Here is a 15,463-nt window from a genome sequence, read left to right as displayed (position 1 = left end):
TCATGCGCGAAGCTTTATTTGTCACTCTAACGTCGTCACTCTATGCATATTCCACTGAAATCCATCCGGAATTCAAGATATTTTATGGAATTCGGATGGAATTTGGTAGATGTCGTATCGGCTATTCAAGTGATTTCAACACCTTATATAGAGTTTTAATAATCATAAAGGGTAGATCTGGAATTCCTCCGAAAAACTTATATTTTCTATTATGTCGAAAAAACCTCCTTCTCAGGAGGCCTCTCACTTATATATCTCAACTCTTTAGAATTGAACTAAGCTATCGACACGAACCGGAAGCCCCGTCCGTATCGCCTTATTCGCCGCGATGCCAGTTAAGATGGATCTCGCTCCATCGATATGATTCGCAGCACGATTGAACTTATCCGGTTCTGGATTTCCGAATATATCATTCAGTAACACAGGATCCCCACCTCCGTGACCACCCTCCGCCTCTTCGACCTCAACTTCATAAGGCTCATCGAACATAGGGAATACGTGGATCGACTTGCCTTTTAACGCACCTTCTAACGCTTTATCTCCTCCAGAATTCACGTATGACTGTTCAACTACATTCACCTCAATACGTCCTTTGCTTCCATTAAAGACAATTCGATATCCTTCCCACGGCTGATAAGCAACAAGTGAATATGTCAGAATCGCTTTATTCTTATATTGAACTAATACGCCCATCGTATCCTCAATGCTAATTCCGTCTCCGAATACACTTTGGTCACGGCGATATCCATCTTCATGTTCGGCATCCAGATACATGGCCTTTAAATGTTCATTGTCATCTAAGTGCAAAGCAAATGGATCTTCCTTAGCAATCCGGTTCCCTGTTGCCCGTTCATAGAATTGGGTTTCTCCCCGCTTCTCCGCATTTTCCTTGCCATAGAACATCAAATCTCCGAACGCAAATACCGTCTCCGGTTGAGAGTCAATCCAGAAATTAACGAGATCGAAATGATGTGTTGACTTGTGAACGAGCAACCCACCACTATTTCTTTTATCACGATGCCAACGACGGAAGTAATCTGCGCCATGCTGGGTATTCAATAACCATTCGAAATGCACGGAATGAACTTGTCCGATCACGCCGTCCATTATCAATTCCTTTAGCTTCGTATGATGTGGTGCATAGCGATAATTGAACGTCACACGTATATTTCGTCCCGTCCGTTTCACCGTGTCTAGAATTTCCTGACACTTCTCTTCATCCACAGTCATCGGCTTCTCAGTCACGACATCACAACCAAGCTCCATAGCGCGAATGATATACGTATGATGTGTACGGTCTACACTTGTTACAATAACAACGTCTGGCTTCTCTCTATCAATCATCAGATCGAACTGATCTGCTGTATATGTGGGAATCTCGGGATAGTCATACTTCTCACGTAATAATTGATTCGCATAGTTCATACGGGTCTGGTTCATATCACAAAAGGCAATCAGCTCGGAGGTATCTCGATAATCCCTGGCTAACGCTGCATAGAAAAACTCAGCTCTTCCCCCTGTACCTACTAGAACATAACGTTTCTTCTGACTCAATCCAAACGCCTCCTCTTCTTGTTACAATAACAATACCGCAAATAACAACTATATTCTCCGCAAAATATGTCTATTCCTTCAAATACCCCGCTTTATTTGCTATAATTTATATTAGAGGTGAGACTAGTGAATCAGCCCTTTCATTTAAACTTTCAAGACCCCAATCAGCAAATAGGCATTGATTATGATCGAAGAGTTGGACACTACAGTATGCAAGAAGACCATATCCATGATCATTACGAGTTGTATTACCTGTGCTCAGGTGAACGTACCTATTTCATTAAAGAACGGAGCTATCGTATTGTGGCTGGAGATCTTGTATTCATTGACCGCAATGCCGTTCACAAAACATCCGATGTAGGCATTCCTGATCACGAAAGAATCGTCATCTATTTAGCTCGTAGCTTTCTAGAACAATCTTATCCAGAATGGCTACCTATGTTGGAAGAATCTTTTAAGTGGGATATTCCTATACTCCGGCTTCATCTACACGAGAGTAGTTATTTAACAGAATTGATGGATGAGATCAAGCACGAGTTATTATCGTTACAACCCAGTAGCGTCCTCGTCATCCGGCATCGGATTGTTGAGCTGCTTCTATATGCCCATCGGCAACGCCAGAATAATACACTTCTCTTATTGGACAATGAAACACCGATACATCGCAAAATATCCGACATCACCCGCTACCTCAATGATCATATTGCCGAAACACTTTCACTGACGGAAGTTGCAAGTCACTTCTATATCAGCCCATTCTACTTAAGCCATCTTTTCAAAAAAACGACTGGATTTACTTTCAGTCATTATTTAAACTTAAGCCGAATTAAGGAAGCTCAAAGACGCTTAAGGGAGACTCAGCTTCCTATTTCTGAAATTGCTTGGCAATGTGGCTTCGATAACTTCTCCCATTTCGGTAAAACATTTAAAAAAATCTCGCATCTATCTCCGCGAGATTATCGTAAAGCCCATGGAAGGACGTGAGTGGAAGAACGAGGGCTTCGGCAGCTGTTAAAATCGTGGAAGAGCGTGAGTCTAGGCTTTCGCTGCTGTTAAAACCGTGTTCTCATGAATGTTATTATTAAGTGGATAGAACACAATTTTAAAGGCGGACGCTCTGCTCTCCATCCCACACTCACGCCCTTAGCAACTTTAATAGAGCATGTAGAAACGGCTATGCCGTCATTGGTGAAAGAGTTCATATAGTGAAGAAGTTTACTTTTCTGATGCCAGTGATACATTGTATCGCTAGCAGGTATGAGCTGCAACACCAACACCATCACCATTAGTCACCTTCCGCCTCCATCATTCACCATTAGCTGCAAAAACTACACTTAGATTTGGTCAATCCCCTTTAACACTAACTTTAGTTGCATAAAGTACATCTAGATTACTGGAATTCTCACTTTTAACCGTTTTCGCCACTTTTAAGTGTAGGTTTTACAACTATATCCTTCCTTACCGACTTTTCCTGCTAATGAAGTGTACTTTCTGCATCTATTCTAGCTTCACCTTCACTACCTTCATACTCGAAGCATTATTCTGCACTCTAACATCACCACTCTGTGCATATTCCACTGAATAACATCTGGAATTTAAGATCCTTCATGGATATGAATGGAATTTGGTGGGTGTCGTATCGGCTATTCAAGTAATTTCAACACCTTATATAGACTTTTAAAAATCATAAAGGGTAGAGCGGGAAGTCCTCCAAAATGACCCTACCACATACTCCCATTTCCCGCACATTCGCTTTTTTTACTCATCGTTAAATAATTGCCACGGAAATAATACATGTAATGTTCGTTCGTTTGGGGTTTACTCCATGTTTCTAGTATAATGTGCATACTAAGTACATTTCTAAGGAGTTGCGGTATGTCTAACCGGAAATGGAATCTGAGCATTGTGATCCTATTTGTTATATTTGCTTGTTTAATGCTAAGTTTCCTGTTCTCTATGCTACATATTCGTGAGTTGATCCAACCTCTGAAGTCCACAGATGGGAGTGATTCTATCCCTCGTCACGTCGTGTTGATCTCACAAGAGTTGGACAACCCCTATTGGCGTTCTATTGAGGAAGGGGCTCGAGGAGCCGCTCAGAAATATGGCATGGATCTCGAATATATGGGACCATTTCGTATCAATCCAGATGAACAAATCAAACGATTAGAGAAAGCCATTGCTGCCAAGGCAGATGCCGTCATAATTCAAGGAATCAATGACCCTCACTATCGTACGTTAATTGATAAAGCTACAGATCAAGGAATTCCTGTAATCACCATAGATACCGATGAACCTGGTAGCCAAAGATTGTCTTATGTAGGAACGGATAACTTAGATGCTGGGAAAAGAATGGGTGAGCTTATCGTTCAATCCATCCATGAACAACCACTAGTTGAACAAGTAAGCATTGGTGTATTGATCGGAAACGAATCGGCAGATAATCAACAATTACGTCTTCAAGGGTTCCGTTCCGTTATCAGTCAATATGATAACCTTTCGATTGCTGAAGTGAAATCTTCCAACATTTCTCGTCTTCAAGCAGCTGAGCAAGCAGAATACATCCTCTTACATCATCCAGAAGTCTCTTATATGGTTGGACTCAGCTCTTTGGATGGAATCGGTATCCTCGAAGCCGTACAACGTGTGCCCGCGCATGGGAAAGGGATCAACATATTCGCATTTGACGACTTAGCTGAAACGAAGGAAGCTATTACTCAGTGTCAGATCGTCTCGACTATTGTCCAGCAACCCAACAGAATGGGTTATGATGCCATATCGCTTATTCATGATTTTTTCCAAGGTAAGGCATTACAACAGCAGCATTTCACAGCGATTACCGTACTTGATCGAAGGACATCTGCCGTTTCCGAAGAGGTGGTGTACCCATGACGATTCGCAAAAAACTGCTATTGTTTATTCCGCTACTCGTATTGCTCGTCAATTCAGTTACCTTCTTTCTATTTCAAAGCAGTCAAACCGTTCAACAAAGCTACGGTATTATGATGGACCGAATCCTGATGTATAATCAATCCGCTCAAACGGCGGATCTTACTCTTAGATTACTCTACCAAGATTTAATTCATACTGAAAGTAATAGCACCACAAATTTAGACCAAGAGCAGCACAAGTTAGAGGAAATTCGTAGCAAGCTCTCCAAGATCACGAGTCCCTCTCTTCCACCTTCGACTCTCACGGGATATTCGCATATGCTGGAAACACTGATTGAACAGACGACAGCTGTACTTGCAGCAGTTGAAGCTCAAACGCCAAGTATCGCATTCGCCCATTACGCCGATGCAGAGCATACAACTGGATTTATTCGAGAGGAAGCACAGCGTCTTGTAGATATAGAACTCGCCTTCTATCAACCCATTTACCAAGAAGTCCAACAAGAGAATACGCGAATGAATCAATTAAGTTCAGCTATATTTGTTGTGAATACATTGATGAGCATCGTACTTGCGATCTGGATTTCTCAGAGCATCACCGGACCTGTCAGAAAGCTGGTCAGTCTAGCCAGGCGGGTGTCGCTTGGTGATCTTAAGGTGGTCGATTCTCTCCGCTCTCATTCCAACGATGAACTTGGCATCTTGTCGGAAGCATTTAAGCAGATGACTAACGATCTAGTCGTATTAATGGAGAAGGATAAAGCAAATATAGAACAGGAGAAGCTACTTAAAGAATTGGAGTTGCAAGCGTTACAGAACCAGATGAATCCACACTTTCTTTTCAACACCTTAAATGTACTCTCTAAGTTAGCTTTATTAGAAGGTGCGGAGAAGACGAGCGATCTCATCATTTCTATGTCTAATCTTCTACGGTATAATTTACGTAATCTCGATCAACCTGTGACGATGAAAGATGAACTGAACATCGTCCAAGAATACTGTACGATTCAGCAAGCACGATTCAGGGATCGAATCCAATTCGAATTAGATATTGATGAGTCCACACTACAAGAGCCTATCCCTGCTTTGACACTTCAGCCTATGGTTGAGAATGCCTTCTTACATGGTGTTCAAGGGATGGAACAAGGCGGGCTTATCCGGCTAGAAATCATGAGAATTCCAAAGGGCATACTCATCAAGTTAATAGATAACGGATGCGGAATGGATGAGAACACAAGACAAGCCATACTACGAATGGAAGCAGGAACGGAGAAAGAGCACTCCACCGGTCTTGGTACAAGAAATGTGTTTAAGCGTATACAGTTATTTTATGGACAACCTAATCTTATGAATATTGATAGCGCACCCGGGCAAGGAACTACGATAACCATCCTTATTCCAAAGTAGAAAGGAGAACGAACACCAACATGTATCGACTATTGATCGCGGATGACGAGGCGCTGGAACGCGAAGGACTGGAATGGATCATTCAGCGCATGATGCCGGATACGTTTGAGGTCATTCACGCGGACAATGGACGAACGGCTATTGAGCGAGCGGAGGAGCATCGACCACATATCGTGATGATGGATATCAATATGCCGGGAATTCAAGGCTTGACCGCTATACGCGAAATTAAAGAGCGACTTCCCGATACGAAGTTCATCTTGGTGACTGCCTACGATTACTTTGCATATGCCCAGGAAGCACTTACGCTTGGTGTAAAGGAATACCTTCTTAAACCGGCCAAGCGTGAACAGGTCGTTACCGTACTGGAGGAACTTCTCGCAGAACTGAAGAAGGAGAAGAAAAGACGAAATGATGAGCTCGAACTCAGACATAAAGTATCGCAGCTGTTGCCGTTAGTCGAGAACGAACTTGCCTTAATGTTCATGGTTGATCAGACATTGGACACAGACGCCGAACAATTATCCGAATGGCTTCACTTCCCTCTCGAACAGGGCTGTGCCATAGTCATGGCTTTCCCAGAACATGTTCATTCGCAGAATAAGCAGAAAATATACGACGTCATCCGAAGTTACACCAAGACGGCTAAAACCAGTAGTATTGTAAGTTCTCTCATTAATCGTCATATGGCCATTTTCTTATGGAAAGACCCGGACATTCAAGATGCTCTATGGAAAGAGTCGATGAAACAGTACGGAACCAAACTAGGTCTGCTTGTTGAACAACAGCTTAAATATGAAGTATCCATTGGCATTGGCTCAATTGGGAGCGGAGCAGACGGATTACGAAAGTCCTACTTCGAAGCTGTATTTGCATCCACCTATGACGATCATAACGGAAATGTATGCCATTTCGAAGAATTGAAGGAAGGTGAACTACAGCCACCCTCCGAATCAGAACACCATTCCTTTATAACGGAATCAAGTCATAGATCCTATGTTCTATCCGCACTGCACCATATTCGTGAAGAACGTGAGCAACAAACGCTGAGCGTCCTCGACAGGGCAATTGGGTACATTCAGGAAAGATTTACAGAAGATCTATCTCTTGAAGAGGTCGCGGATGTTGTCCACCTCAATCCCCACTATTTCAGTAAAATATTCAAACAACAAACCGGCAGTACATTTATTGATTTTCTGACCCATTTGCGGATCGACAAAGCCAAAACTCTAATGAGTTCCGGGCACCTTAGCCTTAAGGAGGTCTGCTACAAAGTCGGCTATAATGATCCTAATTATTTCAGCCGTGTATTCAAAAAGGTTACCGGGATTACAGCCAGCGAATATCGTGGTCAGAATAAATCGTGAGAAGTCCATGCCTATGTCATGGACTTTTTTATGTTATTAGGTCATAAAAGTGCTACTTTCCCTTCATCTCAAAACCTAAATTGAATCCTCCTAATTAAATGCGGGAATAACACAGTAATGTGAAGGTTTTAGTTCCCTAAAGCTAAGGTTATCCATGATACAATAAAACGGATTTAAGTGGATGTGTCGAGAGGAGAAATGAAGTTGGATAGTATGATAAGTAAAGAACCTGAAAAAGTAAGTATGAAGTTTGTGACCCTAGTGTCCATTGTATCCGCTCTTGGTGGATTATTATTCGGATTCGACACGGCAGTCGTGTCGGGTGCCATCGGTTTTATGCAAGAACATTTTCAATTAAATCAGATACAGGTGGGTTGGGCCGTTTCCAGTCTAATTATTGGCTGTATTGTAGGAGCTGCATTCTCAGGAGTGTTGAGCGATAAATTTGGTCGAAAAAGATTACTGATTACCGCATCTATTCTATTCATTATCGGTTCAATCGGTTCTGGATTAGCAGATACATTCTCCTATTATATTATTGCTCGTATCATTGGAGGGTTAGGAATAGGGATTACATCTACGCTTAGTCCACTCTATAATGCTGAAATTGCTCCAGCTAAATTCCGTGGTCGTCTAGTAGCGTTGAATCAGCTTGCAGTCGTAACTGGAATCTTCCTCACGTATTTCGTCAACTTGTGGATTTCCAATTCTGGTGATGCTGCTTGGGGAGTCACTACGGCTTGGCGTTGGATGTTCGGAGTTGGTACCATTCCAGGCGTCCTATTTCTAGTCTTGCTCTTCTTTGTTCCTGAAAGCCCAAGATGGTTGATCAAGCAAGGAAGACCAGCCGATGCCTTGCCTATTCTACTTCGTATTCACGGTGAAGATTTAGCCAAGAAAGAAGTTATCGACATTAAGAAGTCATTCGATCAGGAAAGCGGATCGATTCGCCAGTTGTTCAAACCAGGACTACGCATCGCGCTCATTGTTGGTGTTGCACTGGCAGTCTTACAGCAGATTACAGGAATTAATGCGGTGATGTATTACGCACCGGAAATATTCAAAGCAACAGGAGCCGGGACGAACTCAGCACTAATCCAGACGATATTTGTCGGTTTGGTCAATTTCCTGTTCACGATTCTAGCCATATGGCTCATTGATAAGGTTGGGCGTAAAGCGTTGCTGTTAGTCGGTACAGGATCGATGATGATTTGTCTCATTGTTATAGGTGCGGCCTTTCAAACAGGAAACACTTCAGGACCTTGGGTTCTAATCTTTATATTATTATATGTAGCTTCCTTTGCCATATCATTAGGTCCAGTCGTATGGGTCATTATGTCTGAAATCTTCCCTAACCGAATCCGTGGCAAAGCTATAGCCATCGCTTCCATGGCGCTTTGGGCAGCTGATTATGTCGTTTCTCAGTCATTTCCACCTATGCTGAGTTCAATAGGACCTGGGATTACGTTCTGGATATTCGCTGCAATGTCCTTCATTACATTCATCTTCACTTGGCGTGTTGTTCCCGAGACAAAAGGGAAAACGCTGGAAGAAATCGAATTGCTTTGGACCCCTTCAGGGAGTACTCCTACGCATAAAGCCTAATAGAACATATCTATAGTATCAATAAAAAGGCCATGATCTCCATTGATAACACAGGAGATCATGGCTTTCTTTCACGGAAAAATAATCATTTACCAATAATCTATTTAGAATGATTATAAAAAAGTATTGATTATATTCTGATAACTGGTATCATATAATTATATCAAACAGAAACGGAATATAAGAAATAGAGTATCAAATGAAACATATACTTTCTTATATTTAAAAATAACTTAAGAGGTGATTCGTGAATGACTAATGAAAATAATAAACTAACAACAAGCTGGGGCGCTCCTGTAGGAGATAACCAGAACTCAATGACAGCAGGTTCCCGTGGTCCAGTATTAATTCAGGATGTACACCTATTAGAGAAATTGGCGCATTTCAATCGTGAACGTGTTCCAGAACGTGTTGTACATGCTAAGGGTGCCGGAGCCCATGGTTATTTCGAAGTTACAAATGACTTATCTAAATATACTAAAGCTTCCTTTCTTAATGCAGTGGGAAAACGCACACCTATGTTTGCTCGATTCTCCACCGTTGCTGGTGAACTTGGATCTTCTGATACCGTACGTGACCCACGTGGATTCGCTCTGAAGTTCTATACCGAAGAAGGAAACTACGATTTAGTTGGTAACAACACACCCGTATTCTTCATCCGTGATGCCATTAAATTCCCTGACTTTATTCATACACAGAAGCGTCATCCACAGACACATTTGAAGAGTCCTAATGCCGTTTGGGATTTCTGGTCTTTATCTCCTGAATCATTGCATCAAGTAACTATTCTCATGTCCGATCGTGGTATCCCTGCAACATTAAGACATATGCACGGATTTGGAAGTCATACATTTAAATGGGTTAATGCAGAAGGCCAAGCTGTTTGGGTGAAATATCATTTCAAAACAGAGCAAGGAATCAAAAACCTTGATGTCGATCTAGCTGCTAAACTTGCAGGTGAGAATCCTGATTATCATACCGAGGATCTATTCAATGCTATTGATCAAGGTGATTTCCCAGTATGGAAGCTCTCCGTTCAAATTATGCCATTAGAAGATGCGAATACGTATCGTTTCGATCCATTCGACGTTACTAAAGTATGGTCCCAGAAAGATTACCCGCTTATCGAAGTTGGTCGGATGGTCCTAGATCGTAATCCAGAGAACTATTTCGCTGAAGTGGAGCAAGCTACATTCTCTCCCGGCTCATTTGTACCTGGTATCGAAGCTTCTCCAGATAAAATGCTACAAGGTCGTCTATTCTCATACGGAGATGCTCATCGTTACCGCGTAGGAGCTAACCATAATGCGTTACCTATCAACTGCCCTTATGCTGCAAAAGCAAACAACAATCAACGTGATGGACAAATGCGACCTGATAACAATGGTGGAAGTTCCGTTTACTACGAGCCTAATAGTTACGGTGGAGCTACAGAATCACCACAAGACAAGCCCGCTCCATTCGAAGTATCCGGATTCGCTGATAGTGTAGCTTATGATAGCGATGATCACTATACACAAGCTGGTGACTTATACCGTCTGATGAGTGAAGACGAGCGTACTCGACTTGTTCAGAACTTTGTCGGAGCTATGAAGCCTGTTGATAAAGATGAGATTAAACTTCGCCAGATCGGACACATCTATAAAGCTGATCCAGAATTCGGGCAACGTGTTGCCGAAGGACTTGGATTGTCTGTACCACAGCAATCATAATATCCCTTCTACAATAAATAATAATATCAAAACGGCTGTTCCAACGTAGATTTCTCTACGGATGGAACAGCCGTTTTTTCATTTGGTAGACTATTCAAATGCAGGTACAGCAATTTCATCGTAATTATCCTTGAAGAATTGTTTCACTTCAGGACCTGTCATTCTCTTGGCAAGCTTCTGAATCGGTTCTGAATCTGCATTATCTTTGCGAGCCACTAGCGTAATGACGAAATCGGAATCATTCCCTTCCGAAATCAACGCATCCTTCTTAGGTGTTAGCCCAAGCGGTTTCGCATATGCTGGGGTCATGGCAACGAGATCTACATCGTCCATTGTGCGCGCAAGCATCAATAAATCAACTTCTTTAAATTTGAATTTCTTCTCATTCTCGATAATATCTGCTTGTGTAGCGTTAATACCTACACCTTCTTTTAACTTGATCAAACCATTCTTCTCAAACATAACAAGGGATCGTCCAATGTTGGATGGATCATTTGCGATCGCAATGGTCGCCCCCTCGGGTACATCATCTATGTTCTTATAGTTTTTGGAGTATGCACCATAGATGGCATTATAGATCGATTCTATTTTTACCAATTCAGTGTTATTGCTCTCGTTATATAGTTCCATATAGGGAACATGTTGAAAGAAGTTAGCGTCAACCTCCTTGTTAGCCAAGGCATTGTTAGGTTGAATATTATCAGACAACACGACGATTTCAAGATTAATGCCATCTTCCTTCAACAGTGGCTTCACTAGTTCTAGTACTTCTGTCATTGGTGGAATAAGCGTAGCAATTTTCAATGTAACTTCTTCTTGCTTACTACTTTCAGCTTCGGTCTGAGTTTGATTCTGGTTATTATTCTTACCACATCCAGCGATAACTAGCATTAATACAATAACTGAAATAAACAATACTTTTCTATTTCTCTTCATGTAAATACCCCCGTAGTCTTTATCTATTATTTATTGAAAATCATTAGTTTAAGCAATTCACGACCGCTACGCTGACGGATTGTCCTTACGATCGCTGTTGCCCTCTGATTTCTTGATTTATTCCGCTTATAGCAGTTGAAATCAGAGGGCAAAGCATATGCTTTCGTTGTAGCTTTCCTACGGAAAACTTGTAGGCGAACACTTCGCTTCTTCAGGACAATTCCTTCCCCTGCGCTACCTTGAATATAATCTATATTTCATTATCTTTTATCCAATATTCTAGAAATAAAGCTACCCGTATACTGGATACTCTGTACCAGAATGATCATAATAATAATCGTAAAGATCATAAGATCCGTCTCAAACCTTTGATACCCATAACGAATGGCGAAATCCCCAATTCCACCTCCACCTACGATACCCATCACAGTCGAATAAGATATAAAACTGATGGTTGAGGTGGTTAATCCTAACACAAGACCTGATCGTGCTTCTACATACAGAAATTTGACGATAATCTGCAAGGTGGATGCTCCCATCGATGAGGCTGCTTCGATAACCCCTTTGGGAACCTCCAAGAGGGACTGCTCTACTAATCTCGAATAGTATGCAATTGCCATGATGGATAAGGGCACCGATGCTGCAAGCGTACCGAGAGCCGTCCCTACGACGAGCCGAGTAAATGGAATCAAGAATACGACGAGTAGTAGAAAAGGAAATGACCTGACGACATTGACTATTATATTCAAAATACCATAGAGCAACCCATTCTCGTACAATTGACTCTTTCGCAACAAATATAGAAAGGTACCCACTGGAAGGCCCACTAAAATCGCTGCAAAGATGGATATCCCCACCATAGCAAAAGTCTCCCCAATAGCCTTCCATATTTCAGACTGATACTGCATGATATATTCAGCCATGTGTATGATCCACCACTCTAGTCTCTACTAAACGGCCTGATTCCATAACGGATACATTATGACACATGTTGCGGATGACATCCATTTCATGTGTCACAATGACGATGGTGAGACCGAAGCTTCGGTTAAGTTGTTTCAGCACATCCAAAATACCCTCTGTGGTGCTAGGGTCCAAAGAGGATGTCGGTTCATCACATAATAACACTTTAGGATGATTCGCAAGTGCTCTGGCAATTGCTACCCGCTGCTTCTCTCCCCCACTTAATTGTGAAGGATATTGCTTGGATTTATGCTGTAGGCCTACAAATTGCAAAAACTCATGAACACGTTCCAATCGTTCACGCTTCGGTATTCCTACTAATTCAAGAGGTATTGAGACATTACCACTAACCGTCCTATTGTTTACCAGATTGAAACTCTGGAAAATCATACCGATATTTCTACGAGCTTCGCGAAGCTCTTTCTCAGTCATATGAGTCAAATCCTGATTACCCACCATAACCCTTCCGGTATCCGGCTTCTCTAACAAATTAATCAATCGTAACAGAGTCGATTTACCCGCACCGCTAGTGCCGATAATCCCATGTATCTCTCCTTCTTGTACTTGAAGAGATACAGAATTGACAGCTTGGAATTGGCTAGCTGAACTCATAAAACTTTTACTTACCTGGTGCAACGAAATCACGGAGAGATCCTCCTTCATTTAGAGCATGCGTTTCCTATGTGATGTCAGGCTGAGACTAATCATACCACAGGTTTAAGGGTAATTGTGATACAGGATCAATATTTAATCCTAAATGTCGCTTTACATATAGGTTTTCCGTGTTACATTCATAATCGAAGGTTATTGAATACAGCCTGTCCTTTCACTAGAAGAGTCTTGCAAATAAGATGAAGCTTACGTTTCGGAATCTTATAACCTACACAATGAGTATCTGCTACTCTCAATCGATCGTTTGAGAGTAGCAGATACTCCTAATTAAGATTGAAAAGAGACTATCCCTAAGGACAGTCCCAAAATATATGCTAAGTAGAACCTTACAGCATGATTCTACTTGGTAAAAAGCTTCTCCGCATCATCAAGTGCCATGCTGTGTCCCACAGATGAATAGTCAAGCCATTTTTGTCCATCAAGAATATAGACATGTTTATTTTTGACTGCCTTCAGATTTTGCCATACTAGGTTTTTCTCCAATTCGTCAAAGTTACTCTTAGCTTCATTGCCTTTGCTAATAATAACGAAAATGGCATCTGCATCAAAATCAGGAAGTACTTCCTTAGAAATCACCTCATAGGGTTCATTGACTGCGATCTTCTCCACTCCATTGGCCATATTCAGCTTAAGATCCTCGAACATGATAGGTCCTACTGGACGCCTTGTACCCATAACACGTAATTCCTTAGCAGTCATGCGAACAGCCATAACCTTTGCGTCCGCCCCAAGCTCGTTGTGAATTAGTCCACTGACCCGCTCAGCTTTGGCTTCATATTCTTCGATAAACACCTCCGCTTCCTTCTCACGGCCTACATGCTCTCCAATTCGTTTCAAATGATCTCTCCAAGTCCCCGAATCTAGATCTATGCTAATCGTAGGCGCAATTTTCTCGAATTTGGCAAGGTCTGATCCAGAATAAACCGCATCAATATAAATAATATCGGGCTTAAGGGCGAGTATAGATTCCATATTTGGGTCTGTAACAACACCTAACTTAGCTACTCCCTCTAGACGATCTGCTACGTGAGGTAAGAAATCCTTCACATCACCGCCTACAACAGATCCTGCTGGAGTAATACCAAGAGCTAGTAAATTATTCGTAATATGAATCGACATCGAAGCAATTCTAGCATTAGGATCATGAACTAGAATATCAGATGTTGATGCAGCGCTCTCTATCTCAGCTCCGTTATTCGTGCTCAATAAAGTTGTTGTAGATTCTTTAGTCTGTCCACAAGCGGCCAGTAAGACCATTAGCATAAGTGATACCATCGTTAACATTACCTTTTTCATAGTGATTTCATTCCCCCGTTAGTAAATAATTAGTTAAATCTTTGTTTTTAAAAGTAAATAAAGAAAATATGGACCGCCAATAGCCGCTACAACTACACCTGCTGGAATCGCATTCGGCTGAAAAATAGAACGTCCTATAGTATCAGCAGTTACCAAAATAACCAAACCTACCAATCCTGCTACTGGAAGGAAATATCGATGCTCCAGTCCCGCAATTCGTTTAGCAATGTGAGGTGCAATGAGACCTATAAACCCGATCCCCCCCGCCATAGACACACTGGCACAAGATAGGGCTATCGCCAACACTAGCATGATGATTCGATTCTTAGTAACATGGCTGCCAACGCTTAACACAATTTCATCACCTAATGCAAATACATCCAATGTTCTAGAGCGAATATAGATGAATGGAACTAGCACGCATATCCATGGAAGCAGCACCCAGACATGAATCCATTCTCTACCCCATATGCTTCCAGCTAACCAACGCGCAGTGAAGGAATATGTATCCTGATCCAACTTTAGCGACAATAAGAGTGTAAGTGCACTGATTCCAGCTGCAACAGCAATCCCTACTAAGATTAATTGAATCGGTAAGATCCCCCGGTGACGATCATATGCAAATATGAAAATAATAAGAGCTGTAAAGATACCACCCATAAAGGTGAACAAAGGAATCAATATCGCAATAGGCCCTTCCATCGTACGGAAAAAGGAAACAAAAATAATTAATCCCAATGCCGCTCCCGTATTAATACCTAGAATTCCAGGATCAGCAAGCGAATTGCGCGTTACCCCCTGGATGACAGCGCCTGAAATTCCGAGACCAATGCCAGCTAATATCGTTATGAGAATACGTGGCAATCGATATTCGAACATAATCATGGTCTCTTCCACCGTGCCATTTCCGAGCAAAGTTCGCCACACGGTTAATGGAGATAAACGGATCGTTCCTGTATTCAGACCTACGACAATAACAGCAATCGCAAGAAACAACAATAAAACACTAACGAAAATGGCTCTCTTAGCTCTTTTTCTAGCTAATACATTCATATCCATG

General features: G+C 41.8%; 12 protein-coding genes. 6 read left to right on the top strand and 6 right to left on the bottom strand.

Annotated features, from left to right (window positions below):
* Positions 1–264: 264 nt before the first annotated feature.
* Positions 265–1,554, bottom strand: a complete 1,290-nt coding sequence (locus ACP8HI_RS01525) for a Gfo/Idh/MocA family oxidoreductase (RefSeq protein ID WP_438349399.1) — start codon at positions 1,552–1,554, stop codon at positions 265–267.
* A gap of 126 nt (positions 1,555–1,680) precedes the next feature.
* On the opposite strand from ACP8HI_RS01525, the gene ACP8HI_RS01520 reads away from it, so the two are divergent.
* The 6 genes from ACP8HI_RS01520 (at position 1,681) to katA (ending at position 10,536) form a co-directional block, all read left to right on the top strand.
* Entirely contained in the window at positions 1,681–2,538 is an 858-nt protein-coding gene (locus ACP8HI_RS01520) for a helix-turn-helix domain-containing protein (protein ID WP_438349398.1), read from the top strand.
* An 891-nt stretch (positions 2,539–3,429) separates the two neighbouring features.
* The gene (locus tag ACP8HI_RS01515) at positions 3,430–4,446 is read left to right on the top strand and encodes a substrate-binding domain-containing protein (RefSeq protein ID WP_438349397.1); all 1,017 of its coding nucleotides are present in this window, start codon (positions 3,430–3,432) and stop codon (positions 4,444–4,446) included.
* Positions 4,443–5,852 carry a histidine kinase gene (locus ACP8HI_RS01510; RefSeq protein ID WP_438349396.1) on the top strand — a complete coding sequence of 470 codons (1,410 nt, stop codon included), beginning with the start codon at positions 4,443–4,445 and terminating at the stop codon, positions 5,850–5,852. Before ACP8HI_RS01515 ends, ACP8HI_RS01510 begins: the two co-directional genes overlap by 4 nt.
* Positions 5,853–5,872: 20 nt before the next feature.
* The gene (locus tag ACP8HI_RS01505; RefSeq protein ID WP_438349395.1) at positions 5,873–7,219 is read left to right on the top strand and encodes a response regulator transcription factor; all 1,347 of its coding nucleotides are present in this window, start codon (positions 5,873–5,875) and stop codon (positions 7,217–7,219) included.
* A 213-nt stretch (positions 7,220–7,432) separates the two neighbouring features.
* Positions 7,433–8,824 (top strand): sugar porter family MFS transporter, encoded by a 1,392-nt coding sequence (locus ACP8HI_RS01500; RefSeq protein ID WP_438351671.1) that lies wholly within the window; start codon positions 7,433–7,435, stop codon positions 8,822–8,824.
* Positions 8,825–9,075: 251 nt separating this feature from the next.
* Positions 9,076–10,536 (top strand): catalase KatA, encoded by a 1,461-nt coding sequence (katA, locus tag ACP8HI_RS01495; RefSeq protein ID WP_438349394.1) that lies wholly within the window; start codon positions 9,076–9,078, stop codon positions 10,534–10,536.
* A gap of 90 nt (positions 10,537–10,626) precedes the next feature.
* On the opposite strand, the gene ACP8HI_RS01490 is transcribed toward katA, so the two are convergent.
* From ACP8HI_RS01490 to ACP8HI_RS01470, 5 genes are all read right to left on the bottom strand, one after another.
* Complete coding sequence (locus ACP8HI_RS01490) at positions 10,627–11,472, bottom strand: MetQ/NlpA family ABC transporter substrate-binding protein (RefSeq protein WP_438349393.1); 846 nt, start codon at positions 11,470–11,472, stop codon at positions 10,627–10,629.
* A 260-nt stretch (positions 11,473–11,732) separates the two neighbouring features.
* Positions 11,733–12,395: a methionine ABC transporter permease gene (locus ACP8HI_RS01485; protein ID WP_438349392.1), complete on the bottom strand. Its 663-nt coding sequence runs from the start codon at positions 12,393–12,395 to the stop codon at positions 11,733–11,735.
* Entirely contained in the window at positions 12,388–13,080 is a 693-nt protein-coding gene (locus tag ACP8HI_RS01480) for a methionine ABC transporter ATP-binding protein (RefSeq protein WP_438349391.1), read from the bottom strand. The genes ACP8HI_RS01485 and ACP8HI_RS01480 overlap by 8 nt, the downstream gene beginning before the upstream one ends.
* Positions 13,081–13,446: 366 nt before the next feature.
* Positions 13,447–14,403, bottom strand: a complete 957-nt coding sequence (locus tag ACP8HI_RS01475) for an ABC transporter substrate-binding protein (RefSeq protein WP_438349390.1) — start codon at positions 14,401–14,403, stop codon at positions 13,447–13,449.
* Between the two features lie 33 nt (positions 14,404–14,436).
* A complete protein-coding gene (locus ACP8HI_RS01470; RefSeq protein ID WP_438349389.1) occupies positions 14,437–15,462 on the bottom strand; it encodes a FecCD family ABC transporter permease in 1,026 nt (341 codons plus the stop codon).
* Position 15,463 lies beyond the last annotated feature (1 nt).

It is taken from the genome of Paenibacillus sp. FA6 (genome assembly GCF_051550225.1).
Classification (GTDB): domain Bacteria; phylum Bacillota; class Bacilli; order Paenibacillales; family Paenibacillaceae; genus Paenibacillus_AQ.
Note: the sequence above shows the minus strand (reverse complement) of the source record. Positions and strands in the feature narration are given on the sequence as shown.

Bases quoted from the DNA above. Each gene is read 5' to 3' on its own strand.
- ACP8HI_RS01515 (WP_438349397.1), top strand. From the start codon at position 3,430: ATGTCTAACCGGAAATGGAATCTGAGCATTGTGATCCTATTTGTTATA.
- ACP8HI_RS01510 (WP_438349396.1), top strand. From the start codon at position 4,443: ATGACGATTCGCAAAAAACTGCTATTGTTTATTCCGCTACTCGTATTG.
- ACP8HI_RS01505 (WP_438349395.1), top strand. From the start codon at position 5,873: ATGTATCGACTATTGATCGCGGATGACGAGGCGCTGGAACGCGAAGGA.
- ACP8HI_RS01500 (WP_438351671.1), top strand. From the start codon at position 7,433: ATGATAAGTAAAGAACCTGAAAAAGTAAGTATGAAGTTTGTGACCCTA.
- katA (WP_438349394.1), top strand. From the start codon at position 9,076: ATGACTAATGAAAATAATAAACTAACAACAAGCTGGGGCGCTCCTGTA.
- ACP8HI_RS01490 (WP_438349393.1), bottom strand. From the start codon at position 11,472: ATGAAGAGAAATAGAAAAGTATTGTTTATTTCAGTTATTGTATTAATG.
- ACP8HI_RS01485 (WP_438349392.1), bottom strand. From the start codon at position 12,395: ATGGCTGAATATATCATGCAGTATCAGTCTGAAATATGGAAGGCTATT.
- ACP8HI_RS01475 (WP_438349390.1), bottom strand. From the start codon at position 14,403: ATGAAAAAGGTAATGTTAACGATGGTATCACTTATGCTAATGGTCTTA.
- ACP8HI_RS01470 (WP_438349389.1), bottom strand. From the start codon at position 15,462: ATGGATATGAATGTATTAGCTAGAAAAAGAGCTAAGAGAGCCATTTTC.